Origin of the sequence: Nostoc sp. DedVER02, from assembly GCF_034530675.2 — a bacterium.
GTDB lineage: Bacteria > Cyanobacteriota > Cyanobacteriia > Cyanobacteriales > Nostocaceae > Nostoc.
On record NZ_JAVRCP020000005.1, the window covers coordinates 235,674 to 256,884 of the forward strand.

General features: G+C 41.3%; 18 protein-coding genes. 9 read left to right on the forward strand and 9 right to left on the reverse strand.

The genetic code is table 11. The features are described from left to right. The first annotated feature begins 207 nt into the window (after nt 1–207). The 5 genes from carA to RMZ41_RS09090 all read left to right on the forward strand — a co-directional run bounded on the left by carA (nt 208) and on the right by RMZ41_RS09090 (nt 4,569). A complete protein-coding gene (gene carA / locus RMZ41_RS09070) occupies nt 208–1,374 on the forward strand; it encodes a glutamine-hydrolyzing carbamoyl-phosphate synthase small subunit (RefSeq protein WP_322644402.1) in 1,167 nt (388 codons plus the stop codon). 157 nt (nt 1,375–1,531) lie between these two features. Then, the gene (locus RMZ41_RS09075; protein ID WP_083782327.1) at nt 1,532–1,897 is read left to right on the forward strand and encodes an STAS domain-containing protein; all 366 of its coding nucleotides are present in this window, start codon (nt 1,532–1,534) and stop codon (nt 1,895–1,897) included. 572 nt (nt 1,898–2,469) lie between these two features. Beyond that, nucleotides 2,470–2,946, forward strand: a complete 477-nt coding sequence (locus RMZ41_RS09080) for a Mini-ribonuclease 3 (protein ID WP_322644570.1) — start codon at nt 2,470–2,472, stop codon at nt 2,944–2,946. A 96-nt stretch (nt 2,947–3,042) separates the two neighbouring features. Then, on the forward strand, nt 3,043–4,179 hold the full coding sequence (gene rlmB, locus RMZ41_RS09085; protein ID WP_322734522.1) for a 23S rRNA (guanosine(2251)-2'-O)-methyltransferase RlmB: 1,137 nt from the start codon (nt 3,043–3,045) through the stop codon (nt 4,177–4,179). An 87-nt stretch (nt 4,180–4,266) separates the two neighbouring features. After that, on the forward strand, nt 4,267–4,569 hold the full coding sequence (locus RMZ41_RS09090; protein ID WP_114083179.1) for a DUF1816 domain-containing protein: 303 nt from the start codon (nt 4,267–4,269) through the stop codon (nt 4,567–4,569). Between the two features lie 209 nt (nt 4,570–4,778). Here RMZ41_RS09090 and RMZ41_RS09095 read toward each other — a convergent pair whose 3' ends face one another. The 6 genes from RMZ41_RS09095 to RMZ41_RS09120 all read right to left on the reverse strand — a co-directional run bounded on the left by RMZ41_RS09095 (nt 4,779) and on the right by RMZ41_RS09120 (nt 13,451). Then, nucleotides 4,779–5,627, reverse strand: coding sequence for an alpha/beta hydrolase (locus RMZ41_RS09095; protein WP_322644400.1), 849 nt, complete (start codon nt 5,625–5,627; stop codon nt 4,779–4,781). Between the two features lie 154 nt (nt 5,628–5,781). Continuing rightward, complete coding sequence (truB, locus tag RMZ41_RS09100; RefSeq protein ID WP_322644399.1) at nt 5,782–6,666, reverse strand: tRNA pseudouridine(55) synthase TruB; 885 nt, start codon at nt 6,664–6,666, stop codon at nt 5,782–5,784. A gap of 37 nt (nt 6,667–6,703) precedes the next feature. Next, a complete protein-coding gene (locus RMZ41_RS09105) occupies nt 6,704–7,729 on the reverse strand; it encodes an acyltransferase family protein (protein ID WP_322644398.1) in 1,026 nt (341 codons plus the stop codon). Between the two features lie 789 nt (nt 7,730–8,518). Beyond that, a complete protein-coding gene (locus tag RMZ41_RS09110) occupies nt 8,519–10,297 on the reverse strand; it encodes an ATP-binding protein (RefSeq protein ID WP_322644397.1) in 1,779 nt (592 codons plus the stop codon). 276 nt (nt 10,298–10,573) lie between these two features. Next, the gene (locus tag RMZ41_RS09115) at nt 10,574–11,047 is read right to left on the reverse strand and encodes a response regulator (protein WP_322644396.1); all 474 of its coding nucleotides are present in this window, start codon (nt 11,045–11,047) and stop codon (nt 10,574–10,576) included. Between the two features lie 52 nt (nt 11,048–11,099). Continuing rightward, nucleotides 11,100–13,451 (reverse strand): ATP-binding protein, encoded by a 2,352-nt coding sequence (locus RMZ41_RS09120; protein WP_322644395.1) that lies wholly within the window; start codon nt 13,449–13,451, stop codon nt 11,100–11,102. Between the two features lie 351 nt (nt 13,452–13,802). On the opposite strand from RMZ41_RS09120, the gene RMZ41_RS09125 reads away from it, so the two are divergent. Together RMZ41_RS09125 and RMZ41_RS09130 are read left to right on the forward strand one after the other, a co-directional pair. Further along, nucleotides 13,803–14,018 carry a hypothetical protein gene (locus RMZ41_RS09125; RefSeq protein ID WP_322644394.1) on the forward strand — a complete coding sequence of 72 codons (216 nt, stop codon included), beginning with the start codon at nt 13,803–13,805 and terminating at the stop codon, nt 14,016–14,018. A 12-nt stretch (nt 14,019–14,030) separates the two neighbouring features. Continuing rightward, nucleotides 14,031–14,246 (forward strand): type II toxin-antitoxin system PemK/MazF family toxin, encoded by a 216-nt coding sequence (locus tag RMZ41_RS09130; protein WP_322644393.1) that lies wholly within the window; start codon nt 14,031–14,033, stop codon nt 14,244–14,246. 111 nt (nt 14,247–14,357) lie between these two features. Here RMZ41_RS09130 and RMZ41_RS09135 read toward each other — a convergent pair whose 3' ends face one another. The 3 genes from RMZ41_RS09135 to RMZ41_RS09145 all read right to left on the reverse strand — a co-directional run bounded on the left by RMZ41_RS09135 (nt 14,358) and on the right by RMZ41_RS09145 (nt 17,993). Further along, the gene (locus tag RMZ41_RS09135; protein ID WP_322644392.1) at nt 14,358–16,061 is read right to left on the reverse strand and encodes an alpha/beta hydrolase; all 1,704 of its coding nucleotides are present in this window, start codon (nt 16,059–16,061) and stop codon (nt 14,358–14,360) included. A 428-nt stretch (nt 16,062–16,489) separates the two neighbouring features. Then, nucleotides 16,490–17,413: a DMT family transporter gene (locus RMZ41_RS09140; RefSeq protein WP_322644391.1), complete on the reverse strand. Its 924-nt coding sequence runs from the start codon at nt 17,411–17,413 to the stop codon at nt 16,490–16,492. 310 nt (nt 17,414–17,723) lie between these two features. Continuing rightward, nucleotides 17,724–17,993 carry a hypothetical protein gene (locus RMZ41_RS09145; RefSeq protein ID WP_322644579.1) on the reverse strand — a complete coding sequence of 90 codons (270 nt, stop codon included), beginning with the start codon at nt 17,991–17,993 and terminating at the stop codon, nt 17,724–17,726. 18 nt (nt 17,994–18,011) lie between these two features. Between RMZ41_RS09145 and RMZ41_RS09150 the strand changes: the two genes are divergently transcribed. Together RMZ41_RS09150 and RMZ41_RS09155 are read left to right on the forward strand one after the other, a co-directional pair. After that, the gene (locus RMZ41_RS09150; RefSeq protein WP_322734524.1) at nt 18,012–18,320 is read left to right on the forward strand and encodes a cupin domain-containing protein; all 309 of its coding nucleotides are present in this window, start codon (nt 18,012–18,014) and stop codon (nt 18,318–18,320) included. Between the two features lie 616 nt (nt 18,321–18,936). After that, on the forward strand, nt 18,937–21,030 hold the full coding sequence (locus RMZ41_RS09155; protein WP_409875000.1) for a cytochrome-c peroxidase: 2,094 nt from the start codon (nt 18,937–18,939) through the stop codon (nt 21,028–21,030). Nucleotides 21,031–21,211 lie beyond the last annotated feature (181 nt).

Here is a 21,211-nt window from a genome sequence, read left to right on the forward strand (position 1 = left end):
GTAGTACGCCAAGGGAACTTGGCGGGGTAAAGGGTAAAGGCGAAGGGGGAAAGGGTTTAAATCCCAAACCCAGTACCCTTTCCCCTTTCCCCAGCCCTCACAAGCGCATTTTTGGGTTGGCAGACTACTAGGTGGGGAAGAGTTTTCCCAATCCCCAATCCCCAATCCCCAATCCCCAATCCCCAATCCCTAATCCCCCAATTTACTATGCCCCTGACTGACGCAATACCTGCTTTACTTGTCTTGGCAGATGGAACTACTTATCGCGGTTGGTCTTTCGGTGCGACGGGAACCGCGATCGGAGAAGTGGTGTTTAACACTGGCATGACCGGATACCAAGAAGTCCTAACTGACCCTAGTTACTGCGGTCAGATCGTCATTTTTACCTATCCTGAATTAGGTAATACCGGGATTAATCTTGAAGATGAGGAATCAGATGGCCCCCAGGTGCGGGGTGCGATCGCCCGAAATATTTGTCCGCGTCCGAGTAACTGGCGATCGACACAATCCTTACCAGACTACCTCAAACAAAACCAAATACCAGGGATCTACGGCATCGATACCCGCGCCCTCACCCGCAAAATTCGGATGTTTGGAGCCATGAACGGTGGTATTTCCACAACCATTCTCGATGAGGCGGAATTGTTAGAACAGGTACTAGCGGCTCCCAACATGGCTGGATTAAATCTGGTTCGAGAAGTCACCACCTCAACAGCTTATGAGTGGTCAGATCCCACAATTCCAGCTTGGGAATTCAACTCTGAGGCTGCGGAAAATCCTGGGGAAGCCTTTACTGTTGTTGCTCTTGACTTTGGCATAAAACGCAATATTTTGCGACGCTTAGTAAGTTACGGCTGTCGGGTAATTGTTGTGCCTGCTGATACGCCACCAGAAGAAATCCTCAATTACAATCCAGATGGTGTGTTTCTCTCTAATGGGCCGGGCGATCCTGCTGCCGTTGCTGGAGGGATTGCAACTACCAAAGCGCTTTTGTTAAGTCAAAAACCCATCTTTGGTATTTGTATGGGGCATCAAATTTTAGGTCATGCATTAGGGGCAGAAACCTATAAACTAAAATTTGGTCATCGTGGTTTAAATCAGCCTGCGGGTTTACAACAACGGGTAGAAATCACTAGCCAAAACCATAGTTTTGCTATTGACCCAGATTCTTTACCTACAGCAGTTGTGGAAGTCAGCCATCTGAATTTAAACGATCGCACCATTGCCGGGGTACGTCATAAATCTCTACCTGTATTCTCTGTACAGTATCACCCAGAAGCCAGTCCTGGCCCACACGATGCTGATTACCTGTTTGAGCAATTTGTTCAAGCCATGCGAACAGCACGTCAAGCCGCAACAGCCGAGGTTAGGTAAATGGGGACTGGGGACTGGGGACTGGGGACTAGGGACTAAGGGAGGGGAAGAGATTTCCCAGTACCCAATGCCCAATGCCCAATGCCCCAAAAGATCGTAGACAACTTGCTCAAAAACCATTTATACTTGAGCGTTCACTTTAACTCATGAGGAGGGAATTATTGCTGAACCACTGAATCTAACCGTTAGCCTGAGGGGTACTCGTGAAGTCCGGGATAACTGCCAGCTATTCCGCCTCACAGGTTTGTTAGATGCCTTTTCTGAGCCTACATTTCGCAAAGTGCTTGGCAGTAAGATTGAAGAGGGCCCTAAGCACATTATTTTGGATCTCTCACAAATCGACTTTATTGATAGCTCTGGCTTGGGCGCTCTGGTGCAGCTGGCCAAGCAGGCTCAAACTGCTGAGGGTACTTTGCAAATTGTCACGAATGCCCGCGTAACTCAAACGGTCAAGCTTGTTCGTCTAGAGAAGTTTCTCTCCCTGCAAAAATCAGTTGAAGAAGCTCTAGAAAACGTCAAGTAGTCTTGATTGCTGGAACCGAGAGATCAATTTTGCTATCCAGATTCAACATCGGGTAGCTTAATTTTTAAAACTTCTGGTTTTTTCCCTCTCTTGTTATGGGAGAGGCAAAAAGCCAGTTGAGCTATAATTTAGGAATATAGACACCCAATTATCGGGTATATAATTATTGGCTAGAATTATTGGCTAGAATATCGGATAAATAATCAAGTCGGAAAAAGTTATTTATAAAAATACAAATAACATGTTTGTATATATCAAATCGACTTGATCGTGTACAATTGAAAATTGTCGCTTACTAAGTAAGTATGACAATGGGATCGCGTAACAGGGTGTATTTGATATTCAAATTTTACCCTATCTTAAATACAGACTACAATAAGTAGGCAAAATTTGGTTTATGGGCGTTAACATCAGGGTGATTTTAAATGCCAAATCTCAATCAAAAAGATGAAATTAGTAAGTAATTCTGATAGTATTGATTATGCTAAGTATACTATCATGGCATACTTCCTAAAAATCAGTCTTTGCGAAGAATGCCTACCAAATCTAGCCCGTCAAGGAATGATTTATTTGTGAAGTCACAGGAGGAACTATTAGATGGACAAGATGAAACTCCTAAGCAGAGTTTATCTTGGACTCAAGCACTCTTGGCAACCACAGGGCCATTCCAACAGATTTCCCTCTCACAAGTGCAACAAATTTCTCCTACTGCTTTAGCATATTTGGGGGATGCAATTTATGAGTTGTATGTTAGAATGTTCTATCTGCTGCCATTGCAGCGGTCAGGAATTTACCACAGTCTGGTAGTGGAGCAGGTAAGAGCAGAAACACAAGCGCTACATTTGCGATCGCTAACTCCCCATTTGAGGGACACCGAATTAGAAATTGTCCGACGGGGTAGAAATGCCGCTACAGGCCGCCCTAAGCGACTTAATCCCGAAATTTATCAACAGGCAACTAGTCTAGAAACTCTAATAGGCTACTTATATCTCACCGATTACCCGCGTCTAACCGAACTGTTGCAAATGCTTCATGTAGAAAAAGAGTGAAAACTCAATTTCACAACAATTAGGTACAGCAGTAGATGAAGTTCCAGAAATTACGCTAATCGGTATGTTCAACCATAAGTTATATCCATAAATCAAATGCAGAATCAACCCAGAAAAATCATTAACACTCCTACTGGCGAACCAAAGCGTGGGAAACCCATAAAAATTAAAGGTAAGCGTGTTATTAGTAATCCGACTCGCAATCCCCGAAAAATAGATAGTAACCCCATTTCTGCGGCAAATCCGACTCGCAATCCCCGAAAAATAGATAGTAACCCCATTTCTGCGGCAAATCCGACTCGCAATCCCCGGAAAATAGATAGTAACCCCATTTCTGCGGCAAATCCGACTCGCAACCCCCGGAAAATAGATAGTAACCCCATTTCTGGTAATTCCCGACAACGAAATAGCAACTTCTCCGAGTCGCCTGTATCTGCACAACCGACAGAAGAAGATAACGATCTCATCTACGGTCGCCATCCAGTATTGAGTGCGTTGCAAAAACAGCGCAACCTCAACCGCATCTGGATTACTACCCGTCTGCGCTACGATCCCAGCTTTCATCATTTTCTCCTGCAAGCTAAGGAAAATGGCACAGTTATTGATGAAGTTGAACCCAAGCGCTTGGACTATCTCACCAATGGGGCGAATCATCAAGGTGTGGCGGCACAAACTGCTCCCTACGGCTACATCGAATTGCCCGATCTTATTGAACAATCTAAATCTGTAACCGATCCCGTTATTATAGTCGCTGACGGAATTACCGATCCCCACAACTTAGGAGCCATAATTCGCACCGCCGAAGCAATAGGCGCTCAAGGATTGGTAATTCCCCAAAGAAGAGCATCTGGAATCACTTCTACTGTGATGAAAGTGTCAGCAGGTGCATTAGAAAACTTCGCTGTATCTAGAGTTGTAAACCTCAGCCGCGCTTTAGAAGAATTAAAAGAAGCTGGCTTTTGGATTTACGGCACTGCTGCAACTGGAAGCGAACCCTTGCATACTGTAAACTTCAGAGGCCCAATCGTTTTGGTAATCGGCTCAGAAGGCGAAGGTCTGGGTATGTTGACTCAACGTTCCTGTGATTTTTTGGTGTCGATTCCTCTGCAAGGTAAGACTCCCAGCCTGAATGCCTCCGTAGCAGCAGGAATGGCGCTTTATGAAGTTTATCGCCAGCGATCGCTAAATACGCATTATTTAGATAAGTTACAAAAAATTTCTTTGAAAAAATAACAGTAACAGAGTATAAAGAAATGTAAAAGATAATAAAGCAACCATATCGTTTAACACCCTGTAGACGTTCATAAATCAACGAAAATCATGAAAACCCTTTGGCATAACCTCAAGGAAGTGTTGATTAACACATTCGACTCCATCGGCTTGGCTTGGTGGGTAGAGATTGTGACGCAAAATCCCCGATGTACTTACTACTTTGGGCCGTTTCTGACTTCTTCTGATGCAAAATTCTCAAGCATTGGATACATAGAAGATTTGGAAGTCGAAGGAGCTACGGGAATTACCGTGCGTGTCAAACGTTGTAAACCTAATACCTTAACAATTGCTGAAGACTTGGGGGAAAGATTTGACCGCAAAGTACAGCCTGCCTTTGGCGGTCAGATTTAAGTTAGGCGAAAATCAGGATAATTCATAATTCGTAATTCGTAATTCGTAATTTCGAGTTTTAATTATGAATTATCTGATTGAGAGTTAAAAGCCCTTGGACTATTAACAATTGGTAATTACGTTATGGATGAGAGTTTAAATTTCAACCATAATGGGGCGAGTAATAGATGTCTTTTACTCTAACCCGATTTTTAATTACGAATTACGAACTACGAATTACGAATTACCTGCGGATATTCTTCCAGCCAATGATCAATGTCATTCAGCATCTGCTGGGGGACTTCCCAAGGGAAAAGATGGGCGGTGTTTGAATAGCACTGCCACTGAGAATTTTGGAGGTGTCGAGCAGTTTCTAAGCTCGAATCTGATGTGATGTGACGGTCTTGCTCGCCAGCAAGTACCAAACTAGGACATTGGATTTGTGGCAGGTCTGAAAGCCGATTGTATCCCGATTGAATGGCACTATAGAGGGCACGAGTAGCAGCCGGTGAGGTTTGTAAATAAGCTGTTACTGCTTCTTTAGCGATATATTTGTAAGTTGTGGATGTATGTTGTTGAACTAAGTAGCGGAAAAGCGATCGCTTGCCAAAAGTTTCAATATTCCATTGCCAACTCGGTTTTATATAGTTTAGTAGACCAGCAACGCCAGTATATAAATTATCTTGCCAAGTGATAGGAGGATGACTACCACGGGGTTTTGCGGCTGTCGCTACTAAAATCAGCCCTGTAATGCGCTCTGGTAAACGCAATGCCAATTCCATTGCCAGAATGCCCCCAAGTGACCATCCCAATACTAGGCATTTTTCAATATTTAAGCGGTCTAGCAGCGCTTCTAAATCAGTTAAATGGTCATTCATATCAAAATTGCCATTCCAGCGACTTTTGCCATATCCGCGTAAATCAGGGGCAATAGTTTGATAGCGTTTTGATAAATGATTGGTAAAGACCGAAAGACTACGACCAGTACCAGGATGACCGTGTAAACCTAGAATGGGGAATCCTTGACCTTGGATGTAAACATTGAGACGTGCAGCAGTGGTAAGATAGCGATCGCTCATTACTTCTCGTTCTCCTGTTTAGCGAAGACAGCGATCGCTTCAGTATTTTGTCCCGTCTGTTCTAGAATCGCTTCAATCTGGTCTAACCTTTCTTTCATAGTAGTTAGTTATATTATTCTTCTTGACAAATGACCAATGACCTATAACTAAGATATTAAGAAATCGGTTCAAAAACCATTTGAGGGATCAACACTTCATCTTGCAATTGTCCAATACCTAAAAAGCGAGTTTCTTGATCATAAACTCGCACTATTTCAGGAACATCAAAACTTAGAGAAATTCGCTGACCTTGGCACCACTTTTGAGCAGATGTTACTGGTAAGGTAACAGATGATAAATGTTGTAAAGCTGCATCTGGACAAACGGGTTGAAATGTTCCGGCTTGTAGTTGTGCTTCCAAATCAGTCAAGGTGAGACTATCTGTTAAACCGAAACCACTACTTTCGGTACGGATTAAAGCCGCAAGAGTACCACCAGTTTCTAAAATTGCACCTAAGTCACGAGCGATCGCTCTAATATATGTACCACTCCCGCAGGCGATCGCCACATCCAATTCCGGAAAATCCCCTTCTCTCCAGTCCAAAATATCTATCCGAAAAACTTCCACTGTTCGCACTGGAACTTCCACCGTTTTCCCTTGGCGTGCTAAATCGTAGAGGCGTTTACCATCAACTTGAATTGCACTGTAAATAGGTGGTATCTGCTCAATTTTGCCTTTAAATTGTGCTAATACAGTTTTCACCTCTGCCAAACTCAATCCAGCACAAGCTTGAGAAGTGACGATTTCACCTTGCAAATCATCAGTTGTAGTACGCACACCCAGTCGAATAGTGGCAATGTACGCTTTGTTCTCTGGCAGATATTGTAATAATCTTGTGGCTTTACCAAGGGCGATTGGTAAAACCCCTGTAGCAGCTGGATCTAAAGTTCCCGCGTGTCCTACACGTTTGAGGCGTAACAATTTTCGCACCCGCGCTACGCAGTCGTGGGAAGTCCAGCCAAATGGTTTGTTTAAGTTGAGAAAACCTTGGGATAACACAAAATCAATACTTACTGTATAGCTTTTACATACACTATTAGTGACGAGATTGGAGCGTAAACATATATTTAAACCCTACTCTGCGGCAAATAATAGCCAGAGCAATAGGTGCATAAAGACCAATTATTGTTCCCAAGACAATATGTGTGATTGGTTCTGTAAAATTAAAGATTTTGTAAAGCCCTAACCGAAAAACGGATGTAAAAATTACATGAGCCAAAAAAATCTCTAAAGATAAAAGTCCCCACTTTTTTATAAAGCTGGCAACATTTAATTGCGATAGTAAAATTCCCATAGCTATTGAGGCGCTTATGCCGATGAATGCGATTATGGGAGTAAAGAAATAGTTCTGGTTAATTTGTAATTTAACTGCTAGCGCTACTGCAAGATATCCACTTAAACTTATTAAAATGAGCATATAAGTGTTAACTTTATCAGCTGTTAGCATTAAAGTACTGCTACCAAATATTACACCTAAAGAAAAATAAACGGAGCAGTGAATGACAGCTTCCAAAACGCTCCAATCACCAAAATTCACACCTAATGTATCTAAGTATGAAACTAAAGTAGAACCAATAAAAAATATAACTGGGGAGACTTTTAGCTTATAGGCAATACCGTAAAGTACAAAAATGATAAATAGGCTATATAAAAACCAAAATTGCATTACTGGATTGTAGACAATTTTCCAGATAGAACTTAATGGTATTTTAGTATTAGCGTACCGAGATCCAAATATTTGAAGTAGTGACTGCAATATTGACCAAAGAAAATAGGGATAGACAATTACAGCTATTTTAGAACTGACAAAATCTCGAAATGGTTTTGTTGATAGCGATCGCTGAACAAATAACCCAGAAATGAAAAAGAATAAAGCCATGTGAAAGGCATAAATCCAATCCACAATCAACTTCAATCCTTGTGATGACTCTAGTATTGAACTGTCTCGCAAACCACCAAGAGTATGTCCTAACACTACCAAAAATATACCAATACCTTTGGTATAATCAACCCAATCTATTTTTCGTTTAGTGGGCAGCGAATCAAGTTTGAGTGCTGTCATAATAATTTAAGTGTTTTTACTTGAACAAATTTACAGGTGAATAGATTTTTTCACCTTTATTTACTCAGCAATTTTTTGCTTAAACCCTTATTCCGCGAAGGGTTCAAATAATCAAAATTCATCATGACGCGATGTGCGACTTAATATTTTGACCTCTTATCAAACCTCTATCTTTTCAGGAGAGAGACTTTGATTTTTGCTCCCCAAGGCTAGTAGGGAAGGGGTTGAGGGCTACTTTCAGAGAAAGTCGCACATGACGATGTGAAGTTTAGGTTAAGTACACAATACTATGGATAGAATACTTAAGTAAAGTATAAATTTTTGAGAAATAAATGTAAAAAAGGTTTCAATTATCGCCAAAAACAAGTATTTAGCATTGGTTTAATAGCGATTGCCTAAAAATACTTAGTATTAACAGAAGAAATACTAATAGATTATATTTTATTGTCCAAAGCTACACTAAAATAGCCGTGTGGTAAGGCTTGTGCAAAACTTTTTAGCTTTTGATAAGCTGTGGTGCATTTAATTTGCATAACTAATGGCAAGATGCCCACCCCACAAGAGATTTATTTTTTGAAGGATGCAAATTAAAATATTTTCAGTTTCTAGGGGACTTCCAAGAAATAAATTATCCAATTTCACTGCATCAAAACGATTTTTTCTCCCCCTGCTCCCTGCCCCCTGCCCCCTGCCCTAAAAGCGTACCCCTTTGGGGAAGCAAGCTACGCGTAGCGTCCCGTAGGGATGGGATATTTTTTTATTTGAAAGTCCCTAGTCGGGGAGCATAGGTCAGGTTGATGATGAAGAGAGTTGTCCAATTGGGAATATCTTCGGTAAGCTAACAGTAACTTTCGTTCCTTGCCCCACTTCACTAGATAAGGTGATATCGCCACCATGTAACTCGACACAACCTTTAGCGATCGCAAGTCCTAAACCTGTACCGGGGATTGTATCAACGTTACTTCCGCGACTGAAGGATTGAAATAAATTTTCTTGATCTCTAATCGGGATACCAATTCCCCGATCTTTGATGTGAAAAATTACTTGTGATTCTTTACCAATCAGATGGAACTCTACAGTCCCTCCATCTGGGGAATACTTAATTGCATTAGACATTAAGTTAATAAAAATTTGCTGCAAAAGCCCGCGATCGCCCCAAAAGCCTTGGGTATGCCCAGTAATTTGAAAAATTAATTCGTGGCGATCGCCTGTTGTTTCTCGCTCTTGTTCGATCAGATCGGCAAAAAATTGCAGTAAATCAAGCAGAATTGGCTTAAATTTGGGTTTTTCTAGTTCAAATTGGTTAACCAGAAGCATATTATCCACGAGTTTGGACATATACTTTGCTTTCTGTTCAATAATTCCTAGAAACCTCTGTTGTTTAGACTCATCCAGTTGCTGGCTATGTTTTGTCAAAGTTGATGCAGCCGCCAAAATTGAAGTTAGCGGCGTTCGATACTCGTGAGAAACCGTTGCAATAATTTGGGATTTAAATACATTGAGTTGCTTTTCTTTGACAAGGGCTGCTTGAGTTTGAGCTAGCAATTCAGCTTGTTGGATAGCGATCGCTAACTGTACCGAAACTTCATTGAGCATTTCTGCATCATCAGTTTGCCATTGTCGTTCCTCAGAATTATGGTGAGCAATCAACAAACCCCAAAGCTTGGGAGTTGGGTTGCCATTGTTACTCAAATTAATGGGAACCACCAAATTTGCCTGAGTATTAAATTGCTCTTTCAGGCTGATACAATTACACAACCCAAGTTCATAAATATAAGGGATTGGGGATTGGGAATTGGAAATTGGGAATTGGGAATTGGACATTGGGCATTGGGAAACGTCTTCCCTATTCATCAGTTCTCTGTCTTCTTGTCTCCCTTGTCTCCTCGTCCCCTTGTCCCTAGTCCCCAGTCCCCAGTCCCCAGCCCCCAGCCCCCGATCCCCGACGCGATCGCACAATGCCACAGTGCGGAATGACTCAACTGATGAGGCAACTATCTTACCCTCGGTATCTGGGGCGAACTGATAAACCATTACGCGATCGCACTTCAAAAGTTGCTGTACTTCTGCTACAGCCGTATTCAAAATTTGCTCTAGGTTAAGAGACTGGCGAATTCGTAAAGCAGTTGTGGCAATTAAGCGTTGTCGTTCCTGAGTTTTGCTGAGTTGGGCTTGCAAGCACGATCGCTCAATCGCATTGCGGACTGCTAATTGCAGTACATTTTGTGTCAGATTGTGCTTAACCAAATAATCCAGCGCACCTCGTTTCATCACCTGCACAGCGATCTCTTCATCACCCCGCCCTGTCAACATAATTACAGGTACAGAAGTCTTAAATATCTCCTGCTGCATCCGATCGAATAGTTCGATCCCACTCATATCAGGTAGGCAAAAATCCAGCAGAATCGCATCGCAACGGATTTTTTTGCACAAAGCAAGTCCTTCTTCAGCACAGTCTGCCTCAAAAATCTGGTAGGACTGATGCGGATCTTTCAACAGATATCGGCGATAGATTTTCCGATCTGCTGCACAATCATCAATGATGAGTAGCGTCCTTATGTCCAACATATACAAGTATGAGGATTGGGAATGTAGATCCCTTTTATCCAGATTAGTTTTTATTGCATAATTCTAAAAATAATATAAAATAAGTGTAAATAAAATTTAAATTCTTTAGTAATCCTAAAGAAACATCAAATACTGAAAAACAAAAAAATGGAGAAAAAGAATTTAAAAGAGACAAGCAGACACAGTGACTCAAAGAGGTAAATGTCTTCGTGCCCTCTGAGCCGTCTCTTTTATTATCCTTTTTTTCTACTATCTCAGCAACGGACAATAAAAAAATTAATCCAACACTGGCGGCATATTGGCTTCAAGCCAGTAGTCCACAAATGCCTGGATCGTCTTTTTTAGTTCCTGAGCATCCATCGGCTTTACCAGATATCCATTTGCACCCTTTTGGTAGCACAACTCAATATCCTTGGGGTTAGATGATGTGGTAAAAACAACGATGGGGATTTCCTTGAAACTCTTGTCTTGCTTGAGCCGATCTAAAATGTCACGGCCATCGATACCTGGCAAATTCAGATCGAGCAAGATTACAGAGGGTCGTAATGCTACTTTAGAGTTGGGTAAGTTTTCGCCTTTGCTATGGGCATCGCTCCCCTGTCGATACAGGAACTCTAAAACCTCATCCCCATTAGTACAACGATGTATGGGGTTCTGGACAGACATGAGCCGCATCAGACGTTGTAGCATCCGAAAATCTTCATTGCTGTCCTCAACAACAAGCAGAGGTTCATGAAGTTTTTTTATCATTCGTGGTCTTAAAAGAGCTTAACAAAAATATATATTTGGTTACTATATTAAACTATTCCAGCGTGAAATAGAAAATAGAGCCAACGCCTACAGTAGATTCAACCCAAATTCGGCCGTTATGAAGCTCAACAATCTTTTTAACAATAGCTAATCCTGCACCTGCTCCTCCACCGTATTTTTCCTGGGAATGCAGGCGCTTGAATAATCTAAAGATAGTTTCTAGGTGATGCTGTGGAATGCCAATACCGTTATCTCGGATATAAAAGATTGGGGATTGGGGATTGGGGATTGGGGATTGGGGATTGGGGATTGGGGATTGGGTATTCTCCTTTTCCCCTTGTCCCCTTGTCCCCTTGTCCCCTTGTCCCCAGTCCCTACTCCCTAGTCCCTCATCTAAGTAGCCAATCTCAACCCATTGCTCTGCTTTATCGTTGTATTTGAATGCATTGCCAAGCAGGTTACTGAAGACTTCATTAACAAGAACCCGATCGCACTGAATGGTTGGTAAAGGACGGGGAATGCGAATATCCACAAGCCCAGAGTCTTGGCGACTCGCACGAAAAACATCAATTACTTGGTTGAGCAATTCGTTGAGATCGGTTGCTTGCTCTCTCAGATGTGCTTGTCCTAACTGCGAGAGTCGCAGCAAAGCATTAATCAGAGTTTCCATGCGTACAGATAAGGACACTACTGTTTGCAAGCACTCAATTCCATCATCATCTAAGACTTGGGCATAGTCTTCTAGCAGCACCGTAGAAAAGTTATAAATGCCCCGCAAAGGCTCTTTGAGATCGTGAGAAGCGGCGTAGGCAAAGGATGCTAGTTCTTGGTTGCTACGTTCTAACTCCAAGTTAATTTTCGCTAATTCATCCGCTTTTGAGAGGACAATACCAACGATCGCATTACTCAGAGCGATCGCACTCTCAACTTCGCAAGCTTTCCAAGGTAGAGAAGTTAATCTAACTGTTTCTTGCCATTCTGCAAAAGATTTTCGCACAGGTAGGCTAAAGTTACCATCTGTCTGGGCTTGAATTGATTCTTGTGGATTTCCTGCCCAGTGTACCGTTTGGATGACTTCAGGGCGAAACCAAAGAATATAATAGCGCTGGACTTTAGAAATTCGCAGCAGCAACAAACCACTAGCAGTATCTTTAAATATCAGCGCTTCCGGGTAAAGCTTCGGTAGAGAATCGGTAGAAAACAAGTTGTCACTAACTTGATTATCTGCCCATTCTATTAACGCCCGCACCTCATCTATATTTGGTGTTACTCCCACGAGGTTAATTTCATTATCCAGACAAACCGCTGCTCCAGAGGCACTGACAAAATCCAGCAAGCGGATTTCGGGTTTTATTAAGGCATCGATAAAATTGTCTGCTTGGGAAATAGACTCTAAAAACTCCGACTGTAGGGATTTGAGCTTTACCTTATAGTCCCATTCTGAATTACTAATTTTGTGCGCTAATTCTGAAGACACAATTTGTCCCAAAAATTCGCACATCTTGCGTACTTCATAAGAAATATACTTTGTCGTTTGATGATGGCAAGATATTAATCCCCAAAGCTTTTGATCTTGAATGAGTGAAATTACTAAAAGACCCTTCACTCCCATATTTTGATGATATTCAGCACAACACCAATCAAAACTCCGTAGCACAGAGTAGCTTAAATCAAGAGGCTGATGTGTTATCGGATTTTGCGTTGGAATTAGCTGGATAGGTTCAGCCGTCAAATCAGGAAGAAATCGGAGAAAGCAGCGCGTGTATAACTCTCTAGCCTGCGCTGGAATATCTGTAGCGGGATAGTGGAGTCCTAAATAAGGTGATAAATCTTCCCGTTTAACTTCTGCAACAACAGAACCCGCTCCCGACTCATCAAATTGATAGACCATCACCCGATCAAAACCGATGATTTTTTGGACTTCTTCAGCCACTAGATGCAAAAATTCTACCAGGTTTGATGTCCTTTGCATTTTTGCGATCGCAACACTTGCCAAAGCATGGAAGTCTAAGAAACTCACTTCAGATTTTGAGGCTGTCGGTTCTAACTCCAAAATCACAGCCTCTTCTGTACGATGAGCGATCGCATCAAAATCTCGTTCTTGATCTAAAGTATTTATTGATACTTTAAAAGCATTCGCATTGCCAATTTTTTTTGCCAAGCATTGCTTTACAATTTCCACTTGTTGAACTTCGAGTAAATAGCTCAACGGCTTACCGAGCAAATCTTCTGGCTCTTTACCTAAATATGCTTGGGTATTGTTGCTAACTTGCAGTATCTCTAGCTGAGTACTGAGTGCTAGTAGTACACCATGAGGTTGAATAGAGCCAGGTATATGAATAGGTTTGTGATCGTGGTTAGTCAGAGCAGTCGCTTGGGCAGTAGTATTTTTAGGCTGGCTCATAAATCAACTTATGTAAAGCTGAATTTTACAATAGCGCAATTAAATGTCACATTTCTTTAAAGTATATGCTGATAAGGATGAATGCGATCGCATATCATCTGTGCTTGTTATGGTTTTTCGAGGTAAGTAGGTAAGGGCAAATAATTAGAAGATCGGGTAGAGTATGTTACCGCTTCCATAACAAGTTAATCTAAAAGAGGGGACAGACATAACTTTCAGTGTCTCAGGCAATAGTATTGTAATCACGCCGCAGCAGCGAAAAAAATATACCCTTGATGAATTATTGGAAGGTATGACTCCAGATAATTTCTATTCTGAAATAGATACTGGATCTGCTGTGGGGAATGAAGTTTGATAGTTAAACCATACGTTCCAGATAGGGGTGATATTGTCAAGTTAGACTGTGGAACTACAAAGCAAATTAGGGCTGATTCTATCCGACGTGTATTAGCACTAAAAACATCAGGAATATCATTTGAAGATATTGCTGAAACACTTAATGCTGAACTACAACCTCAAGAGCGTGAGCAAATCGGCTATCGTTCTTTTTTAGTTATGTCGCCATAAAAATACAATCGAATGGTTTCTATTGTTATAGTTTGTCCAATTACTAATCAAAAAAAAGGTCTTAACTTTGAGGTTCCGCTTCCTGGCAAAATGATAACTAGTGGCGTAGTGCTAGCCGATCAGATCAAATCACTGGACTGGAAAGTTAGAAAGGTTTTGTTTGTAGAAAAAGTTGAAGAGGCTCTAATTGAAGAAGTGCAAGCAAGAATTGAGCCTCTGATTTTATAAAGACGCAAATAAACTTCACAGATGTAATTAATTACGTCTGTTCAAATCAAATAAAAATCATCACATGCAGCAATGCAACACCAATATCCAACATCCAAAATCCGAAGCTGACTATGGTGTTGGGAACTTTTTTTTTACAGTTTTGGCTCCTTTTATATCCAGTAATTGTGTTAATTCGGTTGTATTTAATGACTTGACGAGACTCAAACCAAGAGACTTACTAGAAATACTTTGAGTGTAAGCGGCGTTTAGATAAGGGGTGTATTGCGGCTTTCCTGCAACGTAGGTTTGGAAGAAAGGTAAACTCAAAACATTCATGTAGCGACGCGCTTGAGAAGCATCACCAATCATATCGGCAGGTAATGCTACTTGTTGATTTGCAGGGTTGCCATTACCAATGGTGGAAAAGTGAGTGCCACCTTCAAGCGTCACGAGATACTTTTGTGAGTTTGCAAACCAGGAGAAAGGTAGAATTTGCTCAGATAAAGCTGGTGCAACGGTATCATCACTACTGCTGACAATCATTACTGGAGTTTTGATTTGACTTAAGCCAGCTTTGCCGAAAATAGAACTAGTAATAGGATTAACTGCGATCGCAGCTTTCACTCTCTCATCCCGCAGGTTATAATCCTTGCCAGACTTGCTAATGCTCAATTCTAAAGCGCGACACTGGAGCAGTAAAGACATATTCCAGGTTTTTTGTAGTGCTGCTGGTTGACAGTCTTGTTTTAGCTGCTCAAAGTTGATTTTAGCGCCTGCTAGGGCTAAGGCTGTGTAGCCTCCCAAAGATTGACCAAATACTCCGACTTGTTGCAGATTTAAGCGACCTTTAAACCGTGAATCAGATTGATTATCTTTTTCCAATTGATTCAGTATATATGTGATATCCAAAGGTCGGTCTTTGAATTCACTTGGTTCTGCTATTTCATTGTCGCGTCCCTTTAGTAGAGAACGCAATTGTCTAGCATCGCTACCAGGATGATTGGGAACGACAACGGCAAATCCGTAAGAAGATAGGTGCGTAGCTATATATTGAAAGTTGCTACTATCTAAACCCAAGCCGTGAGAAATCACAATTACGGGTGCGGTTTTCTTTTCATTAGGAATGTAAACATCAGTCAATAAAAGCCGATTGCGCTTTGAGTCGAAAAACTTTAAGGTGTATTTTTGCGACTTAAACTTGCCCGGAACCTTTAAATTAGGTAATTGTGAGAAATTTGGTTGTGAAATGCTAGCAGCTTCTATTTTAGACTCTTGAGAAACTGCTGCGATCGCACTATGGGTTTGGTTAACAAGTTTCTCCAATTCTGTAGCTATTTCTAAAGTCCCTGCGACATCAAGATGAATGCTGCTGTTGGGATACTTACGCAACACGTTCAAAAGTGTCAAGCCTCCCGATTCAGCAGAGGCTGAAATTAGCGCTGAACGCAAATTACCAAATCCTGGTTGATTGGTTTTAATAACTTGTGCCAACCGATGCAGTAAAAATTCTCCTTGCGGTGTGTAGAGAAGTTGCGAAAGTACTACTGGAGTAACTTTCACGCGTTCAAGTAAAATCTGCCGCAATTCTTGAAGCTGTTCTAGAGGCAGATATTGCTGATACGCTGCCAAGTCTTCGTTAATTACGCCTGTTTTGGCATAGTTTTCTAAAGTGTTAACTGAAATGGAAAGCTCTAAAGCTGAATAAGATGCATAAATCCGCTCTGCTGCCAAAACAGAATTACTAATTCCAAACATTGGCAGCAGTGTTGAAAGAACCAGCAATAGGGAATTTTTTCTTAGGCTGCTGGCCCATTTACCAAACAAACTATTCATCGCTCAACTGTTTCGGTGATCTTGTTTTATCAAGTGTTGGCTTTGGTAGTTATTCGGACACCCTGCTTAGTTTACTTAAAGTTTTTAGCCTCAATTTTATCAAAACAGAATTTAGGAGTCAGTCGTTATGATTCAGTATGAATTATGTATGACTTGCGAATGTAGAAAGCTTTATCTGACTCCTAAATTCTGATTGTTGAATTCTTCTTCAAGAATTTTTTTGGCTATAAAATCAAAAATCAGATACTACAGAGTCACATAGATGGGTAAAATATTTCTCTTACAAGAAGCTGACCCCGTAGTTTGCCTTCACTATCAAATCATAACAAATAAAAAATACTCTGCCTCAGTGTTTATGTTGTAGCTTTAAAGATGGTACAAATTCACTAGATGGAAATAATCAGTAAAAATTCTGAAACTTATTCCTATTAATTAGCTTTTCCCAGTGCGATCGCTACTGAGCCTGTAACTACTAAACCCGCTCCTAATATTGCGATAAAACTGAAGTGTTCTGCTGGTATCCAAGTAGGTGCAATGACTGATACAACTGCAACTAAGATTAATGTCACAATGGGAGCTAAAGCTAATACTGCACTTACTCGTGATGCTTCCCAATGTTCTAACGATTCCGCAAAAGCACCGTAAGCGATTAAAGTATTCAAAGCACAAAAAACCAACATTCCTAAATGGAAAGGGTCAAGTAGAAAAAGTGATTTTACTCTGGCTAGAGGAGTGAATAATAAAGCACACCCCCCGTAAATAATTAACATGATGCTGGGGGAAGATAAAGATTGTAATAACTGCTTTTGTGCTAAAGCATAAATCGCCCAAGCCGTCGCTCCTAGAGCAATCAAAATACTACCTAGTATATATGTGCCATGCGCTGTAATTAAATTTGTTAGTTGTTCACGAAAAAATAAAACATAACCACAAATCATTACACTGACACCAATCCATTGATACAGATGGTAACGTTCTTTAAAAATCACTAACCCTCCGAAACCTAATAGAAGGCTAGATAATTGAATGAGAACTTCAGCGTTAGCAGGTGATGTTAGTGCTAAACCTTGCATGAAAAAAAAGTAATTAATCCCTAAAAATAGTGTAGCGATCGCTAATAATTTCCAAGAAGCAGAATGCAGTTGTTCTAACTTTGGTAATTTACCATGTATTCCTAAATACAGGGCAAGTAACAAAAATGATACTAAAAAGCGAAACCAAATAACGGTATAGACATCAAGCACTTGCAGAGTTATTGCCAGAGCAATAGGTAAAATTCCCCACAATAAGACCGTCAATAGCGATAATGCTAGCCCTAAGCGCCAGCGACCAGAACTTTGATGTAGTGACATTCTAATATCCTACTCAAAGTAGGGCTGATGATAAATTAAAACATATCTGATTTGCCACAAGTATTTCTTCTAGTAGTCTGCCAACCCAAAAATGCTAAGTGAGGACTCTTGATTGGGGAAAGGGAAAAGGGCAAGGGATTTAAACCCTTTACCCCTTCCCCCTTCCCCTTTACCCCGCCAAGTTCACTTGGCGAACTACTAGTTTATTGATAATTGAGGCAGTTAACTTAGTTTTTTTCTTCTCATGTAATACACAGTAAGCTATAGCTATTGTTTCCATGTATTACACGATAAATCTACCGTTTTTATGCTAAGTAATATTTAGCCAACGGTATCTGCCTCTGGACACCTCTGCCCGATAACTTGCCACCACGCAAAATTCCCTTGCCAGACTAGTAGACATAATGGAATAGATATATGCCCCAGAATTCCTAAAGGTGTCAGTATGACTGTTATCACTCCCGATCTTTTCGTCGTAGAGGAAAGCCCTTCTCACACCGCGCACGAGCCAAATCGCACCCTCTGGATCAGCGAAGCAGGAGGGCTTACCCTGTTTGGCGCGTTCATCGAAGTTCTGCAACCTGGCTCTTGTTCATCTATCAAGCATTGGCATAGTGCTGAGGATGAAATGGTCTATGTTCTCGAAGGCGAGATCACGCTCATTGAAGGAGACACAAAGACTGTATTACGTCCTGGCGACGCTGCAACTTTTCAAGCAGGAGTGGCGGTAGGTCACTTCCTTGAGAATCGCAGCGCCAAGGCAACGCGATGCCTAGTAGTCGGCAACCGAGCGGCAGTAGACACAATCACGTATCCTGACCTCGATCGGGTATGTCACCGCGATCGATCGCTGCCAGACGACATCTGGACTAACAGTGTGGGAGAACCGGCTCCGAGTCCCTACTAGCAATAATTGCAGGATGCTTTTTGTACTATTTTTGTGGGTTTACATTGACCAAATCCTTTGCCAGACATGGTAGTTGGTATATTTGATACAGGGATTTTCGCAGGGTTTGAGAGTTGTGAGGGGGAGCGATCGCCATGCATCCTCTAAGAACGGCGCACTTCAACAGTTATTTTCGCGATCGGGCGATTAATCTCAAAGAGTAAAAAACGCATTATCCTTTCAGCGATCGCCCTTTTCATTTTCTTAGAGGAAACCCTGAACGCATCACTACCAGATTGCCTTATGGGAAAAGTTAGATTGAATATGAATGAGACTTTAGTAGCCACACTAGGGAAATGTCCTATTGATTCAACAATTATTACCCTAACAAGTAAATTTTTGCTGATTTGCATATCTAACATTTTATCAAGCTCTTATTGAGAAATCATCCTAACAGTTTAGATAATGCAAATTAAATGTATAACATTTTATCTACCTTACTGAATTTATTGTTAGCCTTATGACACTTTTTGTTTACATAAAGTTTGTAAATTGATTAGTTACTTTATATGAATATTATATTTAAAAGTACTACGTAAGTATATACTTATATAGGTGTTATTCTATTACAAAAACTATGGGGATTATACCCATATTAAGCTTAGTAATCTTTATTACAGGCTTATCAATTTACTTGCTACTGATCTCAAAAGATCGATTCTTATTCAAATCTTTGGTGACAAAAATAAAGCGCCAAAAGTGGAGATTTAAAGATAGCAAGCTTAACTATTTGAGATCAAGATTTTCCAAGACTTTAACAATTGCTGTCATTATTATGGCGGCAGTAATAGCTGGAAATACTGTATCCGCACAGGTTACGCCGTCAATAGCTTCACTCAAAAGCATATCGGTTCCTGAGCCTGACAATCTTGGAGACTTTGTAAAAGACAAAGTAGCCGCTATCAAGTTAGGAAAAACTCTTTTTTGGGATATGCAGGTTGGGAGCGACGGAATAACCGCCTGTGCTAGTTGTCACTTCCATGCTGGAGCCGACAATAGATCCAAAAATCAGATTGCTCCTGGACTTTTGCGGATTAACTCTGATGGTACAGAGAATCCAGATACGGTTTTTAATGTTGGCGGTTTACCAAATTATCAACTAAAACCAGAAGATTTTCCGTTCCATAGTAATGATGTCAGTTCATCTCAAGGGATCTTCAATACTAAATTTGTTGATGTCAGACCTGGTAATGCACAAGACCAAGTAACAAACGAGCCAGATGCAGTGTTTAACGTGGGAGGCGTTAATGTGCGCCGCGTCGAGCCGCGTAACACCCCAAGCGTGATTGATGCAGCATTTAACTTTCGTAACTTTTGGGATGGAAGGGCACAAAACATATTTAATGGGGTGAATCCCTTCGGTTTAAGAGATCCTAACGCTGCGATCGCCAAAGCTGCAAACCCAAGTCAACTAGAATTTGTCAAAATCAGTCTGAAGAATTCATCTTTGGCATCCCAAGCAGTAGGCCCGCCACTTAGTTCCTTTGAGTCGTCTGCTGATGGTCGGACTTTTCAAGAAATTGGTGATAAGTTCGGGCGAATTGACAAAAGATCCGTCAGCGCTAGCAAGGGTAAAAAGCTCCCTCGAAAACTTGCGAAAAAGTTATTACCTCTCAGACCGTTAGGTAAGCAGGTTGTGCATCCACAAGACAGCGTGTTAGGTGCAGATAGTAGATCGCCCAAACCTGGACTCAAAGATAAAACCTATGAGCAGCTGATTCAAGATGCCTTCAAGTCTGAGTGGTGGAAGTCTAATCGACTTATCCAAGTTGATGCTGAAGGTAGAAGGACTTTTATCAAAAAGCCCGATCGCTCCTTGAATACTAATGAGTACACCTTGATGGAGTATAACTTCTCGCTATTCTTTGGGCTAGCAGTTCAGTTATACGAGTCTACACTCATTGCTAATGATACGCCTTTTGATCAGTTTTTAGAAGGAAAGGCTCCCCTAACTCTTGAACAGCAAAAAGGTAAACAAGTGTTTGAGGGCAAAGGTCTGTGTATTGGTTGTCATGCTGGATCGGAATTAACAGCTGCTTCAGTAAGCAGTGTTGCTAAAGACGGACGGCTCAAACGTGCGCCATTTGGTGCAAGATCCGCTGAAGACAATGGGTTCTTTAATATCGGTGTTACACCTGTTACAGACGATCCGAGTTTAGGTAGTAATGACGCTTTCGGTAATCCGCTTTCAGAAGTACGATTAGCTCAGTTGGGGAAATTTCAACTCCTCCTTGGTGAAAATCCTCCCACCCTCACTCCACCATTGGATTCTAGTGAAACTATTTTTCCAGCCGGAGCTTTTAAAGCACCTGGACTTCGCAATGTAGAACTCACTGCTCCTTACTTCCACAATGGAGGTTACGCGACCTTAGAGCAAGTGGTTGATTTTTACAATCGGGGTGGTGACTTTGGCCTTCTTCCCCCATTGGGTCTTGTAGAGGAAGAAAAACAGCAATTGGTCGCCTTTTTAAAAAGTCTGACTGATGACCGAGTTCGGCATGAAAAAGCGCCTTTTGACCATCCGCAACTGTTCGTCCCCAATGGACATCCAGGTAGCTCTACATCCGTTATCAATGACGGTAGTGGCAAAGCCACAGATGAACTACTGGAAATTCCTGCTGTTGGTAAGGATGGTGGTAATGGTACTTTAAATTTCCTGGAAAAACCTTAATTTTTCTAAGCTTTGATCGACCTAAGTGTAAGTGTAGGTTGGGTGATGCATTACCTCAACCCGACCTACAAAAACCACTTTTATAGCAAGGGACTGGAGACTGAGGACTGGGGACTGGGTGAAAAGTCTTTTTGTGTCTAAGTTTCATCATCTGTTGATGTCCTAACCACCTTGACTGTTG

Bases quoted from the DNA above. Each gene is read 5' to 3' on its own strand.
- carA (WP_322644402.1), top strand. From the start codon at position 208: ATGCCCCTGACTGACGCAATACCTGCTTTACTTGTCTTGGCAGATGGA.
- rlmB (WP_322734522.1), top strand. From the start codon at position 3,043: ATGCAGAATCAACCCAGAAAAATCATTAACACTCCTACTGGCGAACCA.
- RMZ41_RS09090 (WP_114083179.1), top strand. From the start codon at position 4,267: ATGAAAACCCTTTGGCATAACCTCAAGGAAGTGTTGATTAACACATTC.
- RMZ41_RS09095 (WP_322644400.1), bottom strand. From the start codon at position 5,627: ATGAGCGATCGCTATCTTACCACTGCTGCACGTCTCAATGTTTACATC.
- RMZ41_RS09105 (WP_322644398.1), bottom strand. From the start codon at position 7,729: ATGACAGCACTCAAACTTGATTCGCTGCCCACTAAACGAAAAATAGAT.
- RMZ41_RS09110 (WP_322644397.1), bottom strand. From the start codon at position 10,297: ATGTTGGACATAAGGACGCTACTCATCATTGATGATTGTGCAGCAGAT.
- RMZ41_RS09115 (WP_322644396.1), bottom strand. From the start codon at position 11,047: ATGATAAAAAAACTTCATGAACCTCTGCTTGTTGTTGAGGACAGCAAT.
- RMZ41_RS09120 (WP_322644395.1), bottom strand. From the start codon at position 13,451: ATGAGCCAGCCTAAAAATACTACTGCCCAAGCGACTGCTCTGACTAAC.
- RMZ41_RS09130 (WP_322644393.1), top strand. From the start codon at position 14,031: ATGGTTTCTATTGTTATAGTTTGTCCAATTACTAATCAAAAAAAAGGT.
- RMZ41_RS09135 (WP_322644392.1), bottom strand. From the start codon at position 16,061: ATGAATAGTTTGTTTGGTAAATGGGCCAGCAGCCTAAGAAAAAATTCC.
- RMZ41_RS09140 (WP_322644391.1), bottom strand. From the start codon at position 17,413: ATGTCACTACATCAAAGTTCTGGTCGCTGGCGCTTAGGGCTAGCATTA.
- RMZ41_RS09155 (WP_409875000.1), top strand. From the start codon at position 18,937: ATGGGGATTATACCCATATTAAGCTTAGTAATCTTTATTACAGGCTTA.